The organism is Burkholderia sp. S-53 (assembly GCF_025560745.1).
In the GTDB taxonomy this organism is placed as follows: domain Bacteria; phylum Pseudomonadota; class Gammaproteobacteria; order Burkholderiales; family Burkholderiaceae; genus Burkholderia; species Burkholderia pyrrocinia.
In genome coordinates this window covers 743,779-759,338 of sequence record NZ_CP090482.1, presented here as the reverse complement: position 1 = coordinate 759,338, position 15,560 = coordinate 743,779, and the positions used below count along the sequence as shown (strand labels likewise).

Sequence of the window (15,560 nt, the reverse complement as noted above, 5' to 3'; positions counted from 1 at the left end):
CGGCGATGCGTGATCCAGGTTCACGACAGGCTCCACGCCTGGCCGTTTTGCCCCGTCGGCGCTTGCCGCCCCTGGCCGGACCGTTGATCAGAACTGGTAACCCGCGCCCACCACCGCGCCGAAGTCCGAGCGGCTGTTGCCCGTCACCGACGCCTTGACGACCCAGCGGTTGCTCTCCGTCACGTACGAGTACCCGGCGGCAAAGCCCTGCTGGCCGTGATAGTTCGCGGTCGCTGCCGACACCATCGAGCGGCCCGCACCCGTCGGTTGCGGCAAGCCGGCCACCGCCATCGCCGACGCGACGCCGCCGTACATGTCCTTCTTCAGGTCGTTGAACGAGTTGTACACCTGCCCGATGCGCTGGTCGGTGTAGCTCTTCGCCTGCGTCGAAGCGGCCGTGAAGTTGTCGTTCAGTTGCTGCACGTTCACCGCGTCGGTCGGCGCCGTCCCGGCCGCGACGTTCGTGATCTGGCGCTCGCTGCCCTTCGCGCCGACCGAGAACGAGTTGTCGCGATCGGCGACGGAGCCCTGGCCGACCGCCACCGCGTTCTTGCCGGTCGCGGTTGCCGTCGACCCGATCGCACCCGCATCGGCACGCGCGATCCACGTGGTGTTCGCATCGGTGACCGCCGCACGGATCTTGTCGTTGGCCGCCACGCTCTTCAACGCGGTGTTGAACTGGCCGACGTTGACCGCATCGTTGTCGTTCACGCCCGCCGCGACGCCGGTCAGCACGCGGTCGCCCGCCGTGCCCGAGAAGTTCACGCTGGTGCCGCCCGTGTCCTTCCCGACCGTGATCGCGCCGTTCGGGCTCTGCTGCTGCACGAGGCCGGCCTTGCCGTTCGCGATGTTGGTCACGCTGCCCTGCAGGTTCGAGATGTCGGTCGTGTTCTTCGACACCTGCTGGTTGGTCGCGTAGAGCTGCGAGCCGTTTACCGCGTCCGTGCTGGTTGCGCTGAGCGTTCCGGCCTGCACATTCGTGATGCGCGTGCCGCCGGCGCCGCCGAGCGTGATCGTGCTCTTCGAGCTGTCGTCGTACTGCACCGCGAGCGCGCCGAGCTGGTTGAGATTCGACTGCACGTCCTTCAGCTGCTTCACGTTCACCGCGTCGGTATCGCTGGTGCCCGCCGCGACGTTCTTCAGCACGACCGCCGAATTGGCGTCGCCGCCGACGAGCGAGACCGAATTCAGCCGGTTGCCGTTCGTGTCGACGTCATACTTGACGACGTTCTTCACGGCTTCGCCGGTCTGGTTCGACACCTGCGTGATCTGCTGTTCGAGATCGGATTTCACGCCCGACAACTGGCCGCCGTTCACCGCGTCGGTACTGCCCGCGGCGACGTTGCCGTCGGCCACGTTCGTCAGCTTCGTCGGCGCACCGCCGCGCGCCGCGCTGTATGCGCCGAGTTTCGGGTCGAACTGCAGCGCGTCCTGCTGCAGCCCGGCAATAGCGGCCGTGTTGCCGGCGATGTTCGTTTCGGCGTTGCCGAGGCGCGTTTCGTGATTCTCGAGCGTCGTCGTGTTGCTGCCGACGCGGCCGTCGAGGTTCGTGAGTGCGTCGCCGACGTTGTTGAACGAACCGCCGCCGACCTTGTATGCCGGCGCGCTGATCGAGCCGTCCGGATTCGCCGTCGCGCCGCCGCCGAGCGCGGCCGCGGTGCCGCCGATCGCTCGGCGCAACTGCGCGCCGTTCACTGCGTCCGTGCTGCCCGACGCCACGTTGCCTTCCGCGACATTGGTCACGCGCACCGGGCTCCCGCCGTTGCCCGCGCCGAGCGACACCTGCCGCTTGCTCGCATCGTCGTACTTCACGGCCAGCGCATCGAGCTGGCTCGTGCCGTTCTGAACTGCCGCGGTCAACTGGTCGACGTTGACTGCATCCGTGCCGTTCTTGCCGGCCGCGACGTTGCTGATCCGTTGCGGGCCGTTGCCGCCGTGGCTCGCATCGTAGGCGCCGAGGCCCGCGTTCCACTGGAGCGCATCCTGCTGCAGCGCCGCGATGTTGCCCGTGTTCGTCGTCACCTGGTTGCCGACGGTCGTGATCGACTGATTCAGCGTGTCGGTCGCCTTGCCGAGCTGGCCGACGTTCACCGCGTCGCCCGCGGCGATGCCGTCCGCGACGTTGTGCAGGCCGACCGGCGCCTGCGCGCCCTTGCCGCCGAGCGTGACGCCGCCGTGCGCGTCGTCGTCGTACTGCACCGCATTCTTCGTCGCGTTGCCGATCTGGCTGGTGATCGACGTGCTCAGGTTGCCGAGCGTCGTGCTGAGGTTGTTCGTCACGCTCGTGCTGAGCGATGCGAGGCCGCCGTTCAGCTGGCCGACGTTGACCGCGTCGTGCACGTCCTTGCCGTCCGCGACGTTGTGCAGCGTCGTGCCGTTCGTGCCGGCGAACGTCACCGAATCGAACCCGCTCGCGCCGTCGTACTTCACGTTGCGCGTATCGGCCGCCTGCAGGTTGCCGATGTTCGAGGCCGCCGTGCTCAGCGACGTGTTGATGCCGGACACGCTGTTCTGCAGGTTCGTGATGTTCGAAGCCGCCGTCGAAATGGACGTCTGCAGCGGCGCGACGCTGCCCTTCAACTGGCCGACGTTCACCGCGTCGGTATCGGCAACGCCGGCCGCGACGCCGCCGATCGTGGTGCCGTTGCTGCCGTCGAGCGTGATCGCCGCATGCGAATCGTCCGTGTATTTCACGACGTTCTTCGTTGCCGAGACGATGCTGGTGCTGAGGCTGTTGCCGACACTGGTCACGCGCTGGTCGACGTTCGTGATCGAAGTCGACAGCGAATCGCCGACCGACGTCACGCGTGCGTCGACGTTGCCGATGCTCGTGCTGAGCGCGCTGTTCACGTTCTTCAATTGCTGGACGTTGACGGCGTCCGTATCGGCCGCGCCGGCCGCGACGTTCTTGAGCTGGCGTTCGTTGCCGAGCGCACCGAACGACACCGCGCCGCCGACCGGCGCTGCCGTGCCGCCGAAGACCGGCGTGCCGCCGTTGTTCGCGCCGACGCTGCCCGAGCCGATCGCCACCTGGTTGTTGTCGTTCGTCTGCGCGCCCGCGCCGATCGCCACGGATTGCGTGCCGCCGGCACGCGTCTGCGTCGCCGCGTCGTACGCGGCGCCATTCGATACGCCGTCGCTCGACGTCGGGTTGGCGCCGCCGATCGCGATCGAGCGATCGCCGCTGGCCAGCGCCGAGTGGCCGAGCGCGATCGAGCTCGTGCCGTGCGCGTCGGCGACGTTGCCGAGCGCCATCGAGAAGTCGCCGATCGCCGCCGACTGACGACCGACCGCAAGCGACGTATTGCCTTGCGCAACCGCCACCGTGCCGATCGCCGTCGCCGAGTTCGCCAGCGCCTGCGAGCCGACACCGATCGCAATCGCGCCACCGCTGCTGGTGCCGCCCTTGCTGCTTGCGTTCGACTGGTCACCGATCGCGATACCGCTGGTGCCGGCCCTGGCATTCGTTCCCTGCGTGACGTTCGAGGTGCTCACCGCCACGAAACTCCCGCTCTTCGTTGCCACGCAGAGCGGGTTCGTGCCGTCGATGCACTGGCCGTTCAACGCGTTGTCCGGGTTGCCACGGTCGACGAAATTGTCCGCGTGCGCGCCTCCCGCGATCAACACGCCTGCACCCGTGAACATGGCGGCGACAAGCGCCGAAATCTGGTTCCTCTTCATGCTGTTCTGCTCCGTTTTGTATCGTAAGGTTTGAATACGGACTACTTACTTTTATTTACAGATTCGACTTCGATTGCGATTACGACTTCAGTGCGGAACCCGTTCACGATGCGCGGCCCGGCCGTGTCGAACGCGACACGCACCGACCGCGCAATTCGGCAGGGCGTTCGAAAGCCCGGGCACGCCGTCTCTTGACAGCCCGTTCCGTTAATTCGTTACATGCATTAGGAATACGTATTGTTATTTATGGACGAGCGCTACCCCGACTGAATCCGGAGATTCAACCCGTCTTTATAACCACCCGGAATCCGACGTCGCGCCGATCGCGACCAACCCCGTTTCTTTTATTTCATCTCCGGCAACCGGATTTCCGTTCCGATGTGCAGGACATTCGCTCAGGCATGCATCAACTGATGCTCCGGACTCGAATCGCGCAACGTCCGCCGCGGTTCGTCGTGCCTTCCGTTGGTCTGCACCATCCGTCGCTCAAAGTTCGGACGAATTATGAGACACGATCAATGAATATCAAAGTCGGCATTGTTTATAGATTGTAAAACCCAATATATTCAATGCGTTACGATAAATATGAGCGTCTCGCAAACGATTGCGCATAATATAGATTAATAGGAATCTTTTTAGGAGAGGATAAATACTTTGCCGAAGCGGATTTGAATTAAACAAAATCGGACAAGCCCACGATTTTTGACGCACATCAACGCGGCAACACTGCAGGCGTAAACCGCAGCACATTTCGAAGCCGCATAAAACGACATGGTGCGAATATCGACAACCCATCTGGCGGGATTCGAAATATGCTCCTACAATTTCGCTCGCATCGATACCGGCAGCCGCGACCATTCACGACGCGACCACGGCAATCGTCCGCGTCTTAACCGGCTCAGTGATCAAAACAACGAACGCCGTGTCATGCGCCGACCGGTTGCCTGCCGCGCAGTCCGGCCCAATCCGAATATCGATGCGAGCGAGCGATGCGGTTGCGCGTCGACATAGAGCGGCTTCCGACGATTCCCCCAACCGGGTAGGCCACCCGCGGGATCGCAGCCAGCCGCCTTTCCAGAACAGGTGCACGATGCCTCCATCGATCTCCGCATTGAGCAACGCCCATCTGCTGATCGTCGACGATCAGCCCGACCAGCTCCGTTTGCTGATCGACATCCTGCGCGGCACGGGGTGCCGGATCACCATCGCATCCGACGGGGCGCAGGCGTGCCAGCGCGCGCAGGCGCTGATGCCCGACTTGATCCTGATGGATGTCCGCATGCCGCGCATGGACGGTTTCACCGCGTGCCGGCTGCTGGCCGCCGATCCGCTGACGAGCGCGATTCCGGTCATCTTCCTGACCGTGGCCGGCGAATTGCACGAGCGCCTCGAGGGGCTCGAAATCGGCGGCGTCGACTACGTGGTGAAGCCGTTCGAGCCGGCCGAAGTGCTCGCGCGGATTCGCGTGCAGCTCGCACGAACCAGGCGTGAGCGGCCTGTCGAGACGGAGAGCCCGTTCGCGGCCGGCAAGGACGACGACATCATCGTGCGCGCGGCCATTCGCCACCTGTCGCGGACGCTGAACGATCCGCCGACGGTCGAGCAGCTGGCGCGCGCGGTCGGCACCCATGAAAAACGGCTGTCGCGCGCGTTTCGCGACAATCTCGGCCAGACGGTGTTCGAGTATCTGCGGCACGAGCGGCTGCGGATCGCGCAGGACCTGCTGGATTCGACGTCGCTCAGCATCGCCAGCATCGCCAAGGAAATCGGCTTTTCCACGCCGGCGAACTTCGCGACCGCATTCCGCGAACGTTTCGGCATCACGCCGACCGAGTGGCGGCGCCAGCGCCACGCGGGCCGGCGCGCCTCGACCCGCGAACCGCAGCGCGGCGCGTAGGCCGCGTTCGGCATGCTCGCGACTACCCGCTACCAGTTGTATTTCGCGCTGGCCAGCACGGTCCGCTCGTTGCCGAACACGCACACCGCGTACGACTGGCAGCCGCTGACGTAACGCCGGTCGAACAGGTTCGCGACGTTCAATGCGAACCGCCAGTGGGCCATCTCGTAGTGCATCGCCAGGTCGTACAGCGTATAGCTCGACACCGTCAGCGAATTGTCGGGCGCACCGGCCGATGCGCTCTGGTAGCGCACGCCGGCGCCTATTCCGAGCCCGGACAGCGCGCCCGTATGCCAGGTCCAGTCGGCCCACATCGACGCCATCTGCCGCGGCAGCGGCACGGCCACCGGCCAGTGGTTCAGCGACGCGTCGTTTGCCTGCACGTTCTTGACGTCCTGATAGACATACGACGCGACCACCGACAGCTCGCGGGTCAGCTTGCCGACCGCGCTCAGCTCGATGCCGCGCGAGCGCACCTTGCCGGTCTGCACGGACGTCGTGCCGGTGGGGTCGAGATTCACCGGCGTCGGCGTCACGACGTTGGTCTGGTCGATCTGGTAGACGGCCGCGTTCAGCATCAGGTTCTTGCCCGGCGGCTGCCAGCGCAGCCCGGCTTCCGTCTGCGTGCCGCGTGTCGGCTTCGGCAGGCCGCCGCCGACCATTCGCACGCCGATGACGGGATCGAACGACGTCGAATAACCCACATACGGCGACAACCCGGCATCGCCCTGATAGGTGAGCCCGACGCGCCCGGAGAACGCACTGACGTCCTGCTGCGTCTGCTTGCCGGCCGTCCGGTCGTCGAACCGCGCATTGACCCAGTCCTCGCGGCCGCCGAGCGTCAGCGTCCAGCGCTGCCAGCGGATCTGGTCCTGCGCGTACACGCCGACCGCGTTCATCGCGGTGTACTGGTCGACATGGCCGAGCGACGTCGGGCCGGAAAAGATCGCGGCCGTGACGGGCCGATAGACGGGATGGTACAGGTTCAGCGACGGCGCCAGCGCGAGCCAGACGCTGTTGGTGGTCGTCTGCCGGTCGAACTGCGTACCGAGCAGCAGCGTATGTTCGAGCGGCCCCGTGCCGAAGCGCGCCTGCGCGTGGTTGTCGATATCGAGCCGGCTGTAGTTGAGCTGGAACAGCCCCGCGAAACGCATCATGTTCGTCGTGCTGCGGGGCGCCAGGCCGTTGCCGAACACCGTCGCATCGTCGAGCGACAGGTGCGACCAGCGCACGTCCTGGTGCAGCGTCCAGATCGCATTCACGCGGTGCTCCAGCGCATAGCCGAGCGACCATTGCTTCTTCCGGTAGTCGTTGAACCCCGGGTCGCCCATGTAGATGTCCTGCGACAGGCGGCCGTTCGGGTTCGGCAGTACCGTGCCCGACGCGGGCAGGAAGTTCGACGAGATGTCGCCGCTATCCTGCAGGAACGACGCGGAGAACGTCAGCGACGTGTCGGCGTTCGGCCGCCATCGGAACGACGGCGCGAGCGCGACGCGACGGTCGCCGTTCGGGCCGGTCACCGCATTGCCGTCGCGCGCCACGCCGACGAAGCGATACGCATACCGGCCGTCCGGATCGAGCCGGTCGCCGACGTCGAGCATGAATTGCTTGCGCGCATCGTTGCCGATCTGCACGCCGGCTTCGCGCACGCGCTCGCCGTCGGCGAGTTTCGTGTGGGCGTCGACGATCGCGCCAGGCTCGCCCGCGCCGTACAGCACCGACGTCGGCCCGCGCAGCACCGCAATCGAGTCGATCGTGTACGGGTCGACACGCCAGTTCGCGATCACGGCCGTATTCGGCGCCGGCACGCCGTCGACGTACAGCGTCGGCGTGAAGCCGCGCAGCGCCGCATACCAGTCGGTCCGGCTGTCGGCGCCGAACGTCGAGAAACCCGGCACGTAGCGCAGCGCCTGGTTCAGGTCGGCCGCGCCGGTCATCTCGATCTGTTGTGCGGTGACGATGTTGATCGTCTGCGGGATCTCGGCCACCGGCGTGTCGGTCTTCGTGCCGACGGTGGTGCGCAGCCCGACGAGCCCGACCGACGATCGGCCGGCCTTTCCCGTCACGTCGATCGGCGGCAGCACGGCCGTCGCCGTGCCGGCCTGCGGCACCGCCGCCGCCGAGTTCGACGCCTGCGCGTGCGCGCCGCCCGCTGCGGCCGCGCACAACGCTCCCCCGGCAGCGATCGCCCATGCGCGTCGCACCGCCCCTGTCTCCATCAACATCGTTTGAATACTCCGTCGTGCTGTCTTGGCCCGTTCGGCCGGATCGAGGCACGGTGCGCCGCCGGCGTCCGTCCTGCGCTGTCGTGATTGTCGTGCTGGTGATGTCGGTCGCGCGCGAATCGGCATGCACTGGCCGATCGCGCCGTTCGCGAGCGCAGCGATCATACCGGTCGAACGCGGCACGGTCTTTAAAAAAATGCGTGGACGTTTGAAAGTGCGCATTCTGCGATTCATGCCGCCTCCGATCGCGGCATGACGGCATGCGAAGTCGCACATCTCAAGCGTTCCGGGCAAATCGAAATTGCGCATCGAAGCCGATCCGCCGCCACGCGCCGGCCCCTGGAACGCCGCTCAGCGGAATGCGTGACGTGCCGGTTCGACGGAGAACGCGCCGAACCGGCGGCGTGCGCGCCACGCCATCGCCGGCGTCGCGCGCACGCCGGCCGGATCAGATCGGCGAAGTCGGCGCGACGGATTTCAGCGTCGTGAACGCGGCGCTGCAGTCGTACGGCGTCGACGTGCCCGGCGTGCCCGTGACCGTCACGTCGTTCGCGCTCGACGTAACGATCGAGCCGGAGAAGCTCACGGCGCCCGGCCCGAGCGTATAGTGCGTCGCGGCGTCCTTCTCGAACGTCGGCTGCGTGCCGTCGAACACGACGTTGTTCAGCGCGATGCCGAGCGGAAAGTGCTGCCCGTTCGCTTCATAGCCGGAGAACGTGACCTTTCCGCCGCCGAATTTCGCACTGCCGACGTCGTGAAAGTCCTGGACTGTAATGTTCGTGAAATCCGGATACAGCGTGCCGGTCGACGAACTGTAGAACGGATCGAACACCAGCGGCCGCGCGACGTTCCTCATGCAGACCTGCGCGAAACGCACGTTGGTCACCAGGCCGCCGCGCGACGAATCGGACTTGATCCGCAGGCCGTTGCCGTTCGGGCTGTCGAACCCGTCCATCGTCAGGTCGCGCACATCCACGTCCGACACGCCGGCATTCGTTTCGCTGCCGATCGACATGCCGTGGCCATAGTAGAAATGGTTGTGCGCGATCGTCAGTTGCTTCGCGCCCGGCGACGCGCTCGACTTCACGGCGACATGATCGTCGCCGGTGCTGATGTACGAGAACGCGAGCAGCACCTGGCTCGACTGCCCCGGATCGAAACCGTCGGTGTTCTTCGCCGTGTCGGGCGTGAAGCAGGTGGCGGGGGTCGTCTCGTTGGGCTGCGTGCCGCTCGGGCATGCATAGCCGCTGCGCGTATAGACCGCGCTCGGCGTGACGATCTTGATGCCCCACGCGGTCACGCCGGTCACGCCGTTCGTCACCACGTGGAAGTTCGGCGAGTTCTGCAGCGTGATCCGGTACAGCGTGAAGTGGCTGCCGCCCTTCACTTCCAGCAGCCGCGGGTTCTGCTGGTTCAGGCCTTGCGTCTTGTTCTGGTACGCGACGTCCCACCACGTGCGCAGGCCCGCATTCGGCCCGCTCGTCAGCAGGCTGCCGCCGCGCCCGTCGATTACACCGTCGCCGACGATCGCCGCGTTCGCCGTGCCGGACGCGCTGATGAACGGGTTGCACGACTTCTTGCTGCTCGACGTCGCCGTGCCGCACGTGCCGACGCCGTTGTCGTACAGCGCCGGATTGCGCGACGCGAACAGCGTGACGCCCTTGTCGAGCCACAGCGTCACGCCCGATTTCAGCGTCAGCGGCCCGCTGATGAACGCCGTCTGGCCGTTCGCACCGGCCGTCAAATGCACGGCGGAGCCGGCCGCGCATTGCGCGATCGCGTTCTGGATCCGCGTCGTATCGTGCTCCGAATTCGACGCGGTCGAATCGAGCGCGTCGACCGAGCCGCCGACCGGCGTGAGCTGCGCCGCGACGGTGCCGCATACGCTCGTCGGCAGCACCGGTTCGCTCACGGTACCCCACTGCGTACCGACCGTCGTCGCCGCCGTGGCCGGCACCGCCATCGCGCCGACGCCGGCCAGCGCGGCAAGTGAAGCCATCCGCACCGCGCGTCGCGCGAATCGATCGTCAAGGACTGCGATTCTTCTCGTCATCGTGTTGTTCTCCGGTTTTTTTCATGCGTCGAGCGACGCCGGCGTTGCTGCGCCGGCATGAAGTCGTACCGGCCCGCGAACCGGCATGCGATGCGCAGAACATCATTTAATTGTCAGTTGTGTGACAACAATAAAAATAGCGAACTGGCATCGATCGGCACACCTGACGTGTCTGCTGTTCGCAGGGCCGGCGACGATAATATCTCGCAAACGTATCAATCAACATTTATTTCCGTTTTATTAGCATGTTAATCAACTGATTCGTCACAATCGCTATCGGATCGAATGATTGTTTCGTGACAACTTTTTATTCCGGAACAGTGATGCTTCCGCTACACTCCGCGTCGTCATGCGATGACTGATTTCAATGACGCTCAAGATGACGCTCGGCGGTCGGTCGCCCCGCTCGCCCGCGGTGCCCGCGAGCGGGTCTCGTCAAGGAACGACACAACCATGAACGACACGCGATTTCGGCCCGGATCCGGTGCAGGCATCTCCCGGCGCACCTTCCTTTACAGCGTCGGTGCGCTCGCGCTGTCGGCCTGCGGCGGCGCGGACGCGACCGGGAGCGCCCCCGGCATCGCAGTTGCCGCGGCGGGTAACCGTGCGCTCGCACGCGTTGCGACGGGTACCGCGACCGTCGCAACGCGTGAAGCGTTCGCACATCCGGGATTGCTGCACACGCAAGCCGATTTCGACCGGATCGCGCGGAAGGTATCGGCCGCCGCGTCGCCCTGGCTCGACGGCTGGAACCGGCTCGTCACGAACGGTCATGCGCAGTTGTCGTGGTCGCCGCGACCGCAGGCCGTCGTGACGCGCGGCGGCACCGGCACGCAAAACTACCCGGTGCTGTACAAGGACATCGCAGCCGCCTATGCGTGCGCGCTGCGCTGGAAGATCTCGGGCAATGCCGCCTATGCGGACAAGGCCGTGCAGATCATGAATGCGTGGTCGGCCACGCTGCAGAACCTCGCCGGGGACTCGAACGTCGACCTGGCAGCCGGCATCTACGGCTACGAATTCGCCAACGCCGGCGAAATCATGCGCACCTATCCCGGCTGGGCGGCGACCGATTTCGCCGCGTTCCAGACGATGATGGCCGACAAGTTCTACCCGATCAACGCCGACTTCCTGAGTCGCCACAACAACACGGACATCACGCACTACTGGGCCAACTGGGATCTGTGCAACCTCGCATCGATCATGGGGATCGGCGTGCTGTGCGACGACCACGCGAAGTTCGACGAGGCCGTCAACTATTTCATCGACGGGCCGGGCAACGGCGCGATCGCGCAGGCCGTCTACTACCTGCACCCCGGCCATCTGGGCCAGTGGCAGGAGTCGGGCCGCGACCAGGGGCACAACACGCTCGGCATCGCGCTGGGCGGCGCGATCTGCGAAATGGCGTGGAACCAGGGCATCGACCTGTACGGTTACGACAACAACCGTTTTCTCGCGGGCGCGGAATACGTCGCGAAGGCGAATCTCGTGCGGCCCGACGGCACGTTTCTGCCGGTGCCGTACGCGTCGTACTCGAATGTCGACGTGACCCAGACGCAATTCTCGACAGCCGGCCAGGGCACGATCCGCCCGTGCTGGGCACTCGTCTACAACCATTACGTGAACCGCAAGGGGCTGTCGGCGCCCTGGTCGACGAAGTTCGCGCTCGCGATCCAGCCCGAAGGCGGCGGCGGCAATTACGGCGAAGCGAGCGGCGGCTACGATCAGCTCGGCTACGGCACGCTCACCTGCACGCGCGATCCCGTCGCGCCCGCCGCCGCGCCGAGCGGCCTGACCGCCTGGCCGGGCGCCGGACAGGTCGTGCTGTCGTGGTGGGGCGTCGCGAACGCCGCAAGCTACAACGTGAAGCGCGCATCCGCGTCGGGCGGCCCCTACACGACCATCGCGAGCGGCATCGCCGATCCGCTGACGTACACGGACAGCCCGGCGACGGGCATCTGGTACTACGTGATCAGCGGGCAGACCGCGTCGGGCGAAACCGCGAATTCGGCGGAAGTCGCCGCGTCGACGGCACTGCAATTGCATACGCTGCTGACGTTCGACGAGACCGGCGGCACGGCCGCAGCGGACGCATCCGGCAACGGTCACGCGGGTACGCTCGCCGGTGGCGTTTCGCGTGGGCCCGGGAAAACCGGCGACGCCGTGTCGCTCGACGGTTCGACCGGCTACGTTGCGTTGCCGAACGACATCGTCGCCGACGTGTCGGATTTCACGATCGCGGCCTGGGTGAACTGGAACGGCGGACAAACGTGGGCGCGCCTGTTCGATTTCGGTTCGGGCACCGGACGCTATCTGTTCGTCACGCCGAGGAGCCATGGCGGGACGATGCGCTTCGCGATCACGACCAACGGCGGACATGGCGAACGCGCGATCGACGGCAACGCCGCACTGCCGGCCGGACAATGGGCGCACGTGGCCGTCACGCTCGCGGCAACGACCGCGACGCTCTATCTGAACGGCAACGCGATCGGCACGGCGGGCGACGTCATCTTCGCGCCATGGCGCATCGGGCACACCGCGCAGAACTGGATCGGACGTTCGCAGTATCCGGGCGATCCGTTCTTCAGCGGCGCGATCGACGAGTTCCGCATCTATCGCGGCGCGATGTCGGCCGACCAGGTGAAGGCGCTCGCGCAGCGAGCGTGATCCGCGCCAAGCGACGCTGTCGACGAACGCTGCCGCGCACGTGCCGCAGGAGCCCGGCCATCGACGCCGTGCGTACGGCGCACCGCACGCCGTGCCAGGCCGCCAGCCACCGGGCGATCGCGACGCGCGCGAACGGCGCGCCGGCCAGGCAGAACGGCCGCAGGCCGAGCCGCGGCAACGGAAGCGTGTCGGGCGCCGAGCGGGCGCCGCTGATTTTCATGCGCGTCGCCGGCAATCGAGGATCCGTCATTCATCCTGGCACCGCGACGCGAGCCGATGGACCGTTTCGCTGCGGACCGGGGCGGCATCGTCCGGATTCCTGACGTACGCCAAGTACCTGTCTCGCGCGCGTGGCATGACGCCAGGAAGGCGCGCCCTTGCGTGCCTCGCCAGATAGTAGGCAACGCATGCGTTCTTTGCGTGTGCGACAGCGGGTGCGCTACGCTCGATCCGGCCTCGCATCGGGGCCCGAAATTTAAGCGCTTAAAATTCGAAACCAACGATCCCGTGCCCGACGGGGTCCGCACATGGAGGATGACGATGAACAGACGATCGATGTTGCGCTGGAGCGTCTCAACCGCGGCGCTCGCGTGCCTCGACCTGGCCGGCCCGCTGCCGGCCTTCGCGCAACGCACCGCGCGCGACACGGCGGCGAGCCCGTTCGCGATGGGCGCCGACGTCTCGACGCTGCCGGAACTCGAAGCCCATGGGGCGGCCTTCTTCGACCGCGGCGGCACCCCGCGCGACTGCCTGAAGATCCTGCGCGCGCACGGCGTCGACGCGATCCGCATCAAGGTCTGGAACGATCCCGGCAACCCGGACTTCTTCCCTGCCAACCAGAGCGCAGCGGCCGGCTACAACGACGCCGCGCACGCGATTGCGCTCGCGCGACGCGCGGCCGCGCTCGGAATGCGCATCCTGATCGACTTCCACTACAGCGACTGGTGGGCCGACCCGGGCAAGCAATACCCGCCGCATGCGTGGGCCGGCAAGAACCTGGCCGACACCTGCGCGCTGCTGTCCGCGTATACGACCGACGTGCTGCGCCGGCTGGCACGCGCCGGTGTTCGGCCCGAGTGGGTGCAGATCGGCAACGAGATCACCGGCGGCATGCTGTGGCCGCTCGGCCGATACGATCAGTGGGACAACCTCGCGCAATTGCTGAAGACGGGCCACGACGCGGTGAAGGCAGTCGATCCGCGCATCAAGGTGATGCTGCACATCGACAGCGGCGGCGACAATGGGAAGAGCCGCTGGTGGTTCGACAGCGCAACGCAGCGCGGTGTCCCGTTCGACGTGATCGGCCTGTCCTACTACCCGCAATGGCAAGGCGCGCTCGACGATCTGCGCAACAACGCGAACGATCTCGCGGTGCGCTACGACAAGGAACTGATCGTCGTGGAGACCGCGTATCCGTGGACCACGAGCGACGGCGATTCGGAGCCGAACGCGATGACGAACACCGGATCGACGACCTTCCCGCCGTCGCCGGCCGGACAGGCGCAGTTCCTCGCGGCCGTGACCGACATCGTGAAGGGCGTGCCGGGTAATCGCGGCAAGGGCGTGTTCTGGTGGGAACCCGAATGGATCCCGACGCCCGGCGTCGGCTGGAAGCTCGGCGCGGGCGACCAGTGGGACAACAACACGCTGTTCGATTTCCACGGCCACGCGCTGTCGTCGCTCGACGCGTTCCGGCAACGCTGACCTACCAGCCGCACTGGCGCGCTGTGCGTCAGTGCGGCGCGTCGAAGCGGCTGCGCGGCTGCTTCGACGCGCGTGTCGAACGTGTCATGCCGGCCCGCGAATCGCGCGCATCGTGAGCGAGCAGCACAAGCGCCACGAGTGCGAGCGCGCCGCAACCCGCGAACGTCGCGCGATAGCCGAACAGGTCGACGCACGCGCCCGACAGCACGCCCGACACGATCGAGCCGACGCGCGCCGTGCTGAAGAACATCGCGGTCGCGGTGCCGGGACGCGTCGGCATCAGGTCGCACACGCGCGTCATGCCGAGGCACGACGTGATCGCGACCACGCACGCGCTCAGCAACTGCAGCGGCAGGATCGCATCGACGTGCGTCACCGCCGCGAGCCCGGCGAAGTACGCGGCATGCACGGCCGCACTGCCCGTCAGCCAGCGCGCCTTGTTCAGCCGCGCCGAACGGATGCCGAGCCACAGCATCATCGGGATCTCGAGCAACGCGGCGAGGCCGAGCGCGGCCGACACGTTCACCGGCGTGCCGCCCAGCCCGCGCACGATATACAGCGGCAGCACGATCATCGTCGCGTTCGCCGCGAGCCCGATCAGCATCAGCGCGGCAAGCGTGCGCAGCACGACCGCACGCGGTGCGGCGACGGCCGGCGCGGACTCGCCCGGCGGCACCGGATCGCCGCCGGACGCACTCGCCGCGGCGGACCTGCCCGCATCGGCCGCCGCCGGCCGGCGCGCGGGTTCCGGAATGCGCGCGACGATCGCCGCGCACGCGACAAAGCCCGCGGATGCTGCGAGAAAAAGCCCGGTGAAGCCCGTCTGCGCGAGTATCAGCGCGCCGAGCGCGGGGCCGAATACCCATGCGACCGACAGCATCGTGCGCAGCGCGGCCGACGCCAGCTCGCGCTGCGCGCTGCTGTCGACCGGCAGCACCGCACGCGCGAACGAGAAGATCTGCGACAGCGACACGGCGCCCGCGCCGAGCAGGATCGTGCCGGCCGCGATCACGGGCACGCGCGCACGGAGCACGCACAGCAGCGCGAACCCGAGCGCGGCGGCCGCGAGCGACACGACGAGCAGCGGCCGGTGCCGGTCGTGCCGATCGGACCAGCGGCCGGCCCACGTGCTTGCAACGACGCCGCTCGCCGCGATCAGCGTCATGAACACACCCGCGAGCAACGGCGACATCGCGACCGCCTCGACGCCGAACAGCGCCAGGTATGGCGCGGTAAACGACATCGCAACGCCAAGCATCAGCGCCGCGGCGGACAGCGGAACGAAATGCGCGATCCCGGCCAGGCCCGCGAAATGCGATCGCAGCAATCGCAT

General features: G+C 66.7%; 7 protein-coding genes. 3 read left to right on the top strand and 4 right to left on the bottom strand.

What is annotated here, in order from left to right; translation table 11 throughout:
• Positions 1 to 87 precede the first annotated feature (87 nt).
• Positions 88 to 3,681: a YadA family autotransporter adhesin gene (locus LXM88_RS03055; RefSeq protein ID WP_262530468.1), complete on the bottom strand. Its 3,594-nt coding sequence runs from the start codon at positions 3,679 to 3,681 to the stop codon at positions 88 to 90.
• Between the two features lie 1,090 nt (positions 3,682 to 4,771).
• On the opposite strand from LXM88_RS03055, the gene LXM88_RS03050 reads away from it, so the two are divergent.
• Positions 4,772 to 5,578 (top strand): response regulator transcription factor, encoded by an 807-nt coding sequence (locus tag LXM88_RS03050; RefSeq protein ID WP_262530467.1) that lies wholly within the window; start codon positions 4,772 to 4,774, stop codon positions 5,576 to 5,578.
• Positions 5,579 to 5,607: 29 nt separating this feature from the next.
• Here the strand turns inward: LXM88_RS03050 and LXM88_RS03045 are convergent, their stop codons facing one another.
• Entirely contained in the window at positions 5,608 to 7,803 is a 2,196-nt protein-coding gene (locus LXM88_RS03045) for a TonB-dependent siderophore receptor (RefSeq protein WP_262530466.1), read from the bottom strand.
• A 448-nt stretch (positions 7,804 to 8,251) separates the two neighbouring features.
• Positions 8,252 to 9,856, bottom strand: coding sequence for a glycoside hydrolase family 28 protein (locus LXM88_RS03040; RefSeq protein ID WP_262530465.1), 1,605 nt, complete (start codon positions 9,854 to 9,856; stop codon positions 8,252 to 8,254).
• A gap of 453 nt (positions 9,857 to 10,309) precedes the next feature.
• Here LXM88_RS03040 and LXM88_RS03035 point away from each other — a divergent pair, with 453 nt between their 5' ends.
• Together LXM88_RS03035 and LXM88_RS03030 are read left to right on the top strand one after the other, a co-directional pair.
• Positions 10,310 to 12,523 carry a LamG-like jellyroll fold domain-containing protein gene (locus LXM88_RS03035; protein WP_262530464.1) on the top strand — a complete coding sequence of 738 codons (2,214 nt, stop codon included), beginning with the start codon at positions 10,310 to 10,312 and terminating at the stop codon, positions 12,521 to 12,523.
• A gap of 540 nt (positions 12,524 to 13,063) precedes the next feature.
• Positions 13,064 to 14,227, top strand: coding sequence for a glycoside hydrolase family 53 protein (locus tag LXM88_RS03030; RefSeq protein ID WP_262530463.1), 1,164 nt, complete (start codon positions 13,064 to 13,066; stop codon positions 14,225 to 14,227).
• 28 nt (positions 14,228 to 14,255) lie between these two features.
• Here the strand turns inward: LXM88_RS03030 and LXM88_RS03025 are convergent, their stop codons facing one another.
• Positions 14,256 to 15,560: an MFS transporter gene (locus LXM88_RS03025; protein ID WP_262530462.1), complete on the bottom strand. Its 1,305-nt coding sequence runs from the start codon at positions 15,558 to 15,560 to the stop codon at positions 14,256 to 14,258.

Coding starts and splice junctions, on each gene's coding strand:
- LXM88_RS03035 (WP_262530464.1), top strand. CDS start 10,310: ATGAACGACACGCGATTTCGGCCCGGATCCGGTGCAGGCATCTCCCGG.
- LXM88_RS03025 (WP_262530462.1), bottom strand. CDS start 15,560: ATGCGATTGCTGCGATCGCATTTCGCGGGCCTGGCCGGGATCGCGCAT.
- LXM88_RS03040 (WP_262530465.1), bottom strand. CDS start 9,856: ATGACGAGAAGAATCGCAGTCCTTGACGATCGATTCGCGCGACGCGCG.
- LXM88_RS03030 (WP_262530463.1), top strand. CDS start 13,064: ATGAACAGACGATCGATGTTGCGCTGGAGCGTCTCAACCGCGGCGCTC.
- LXM88_RS03050 (WP_262530467.1), top strand. CDS start 4,772: ATGCCTCCATCGATCTCCGCATTGAGCAACGCCCATCTGCTGATCGTC.
- LXM88_RS03045 (WP_262530466.1), bottom strand. CDS start 7,803: ATGTTGATGGAGACAGGGGCGGTGCGACGCGCATGGGCGATCGCTGCC.
- LXM88_RS03055 (WP_262530468.1), bottom strand. CDS start 3,681: ATGAAGAGGAACCAGATTTCGGCGCTTGTCGCCGCCATGTTCACGGGT.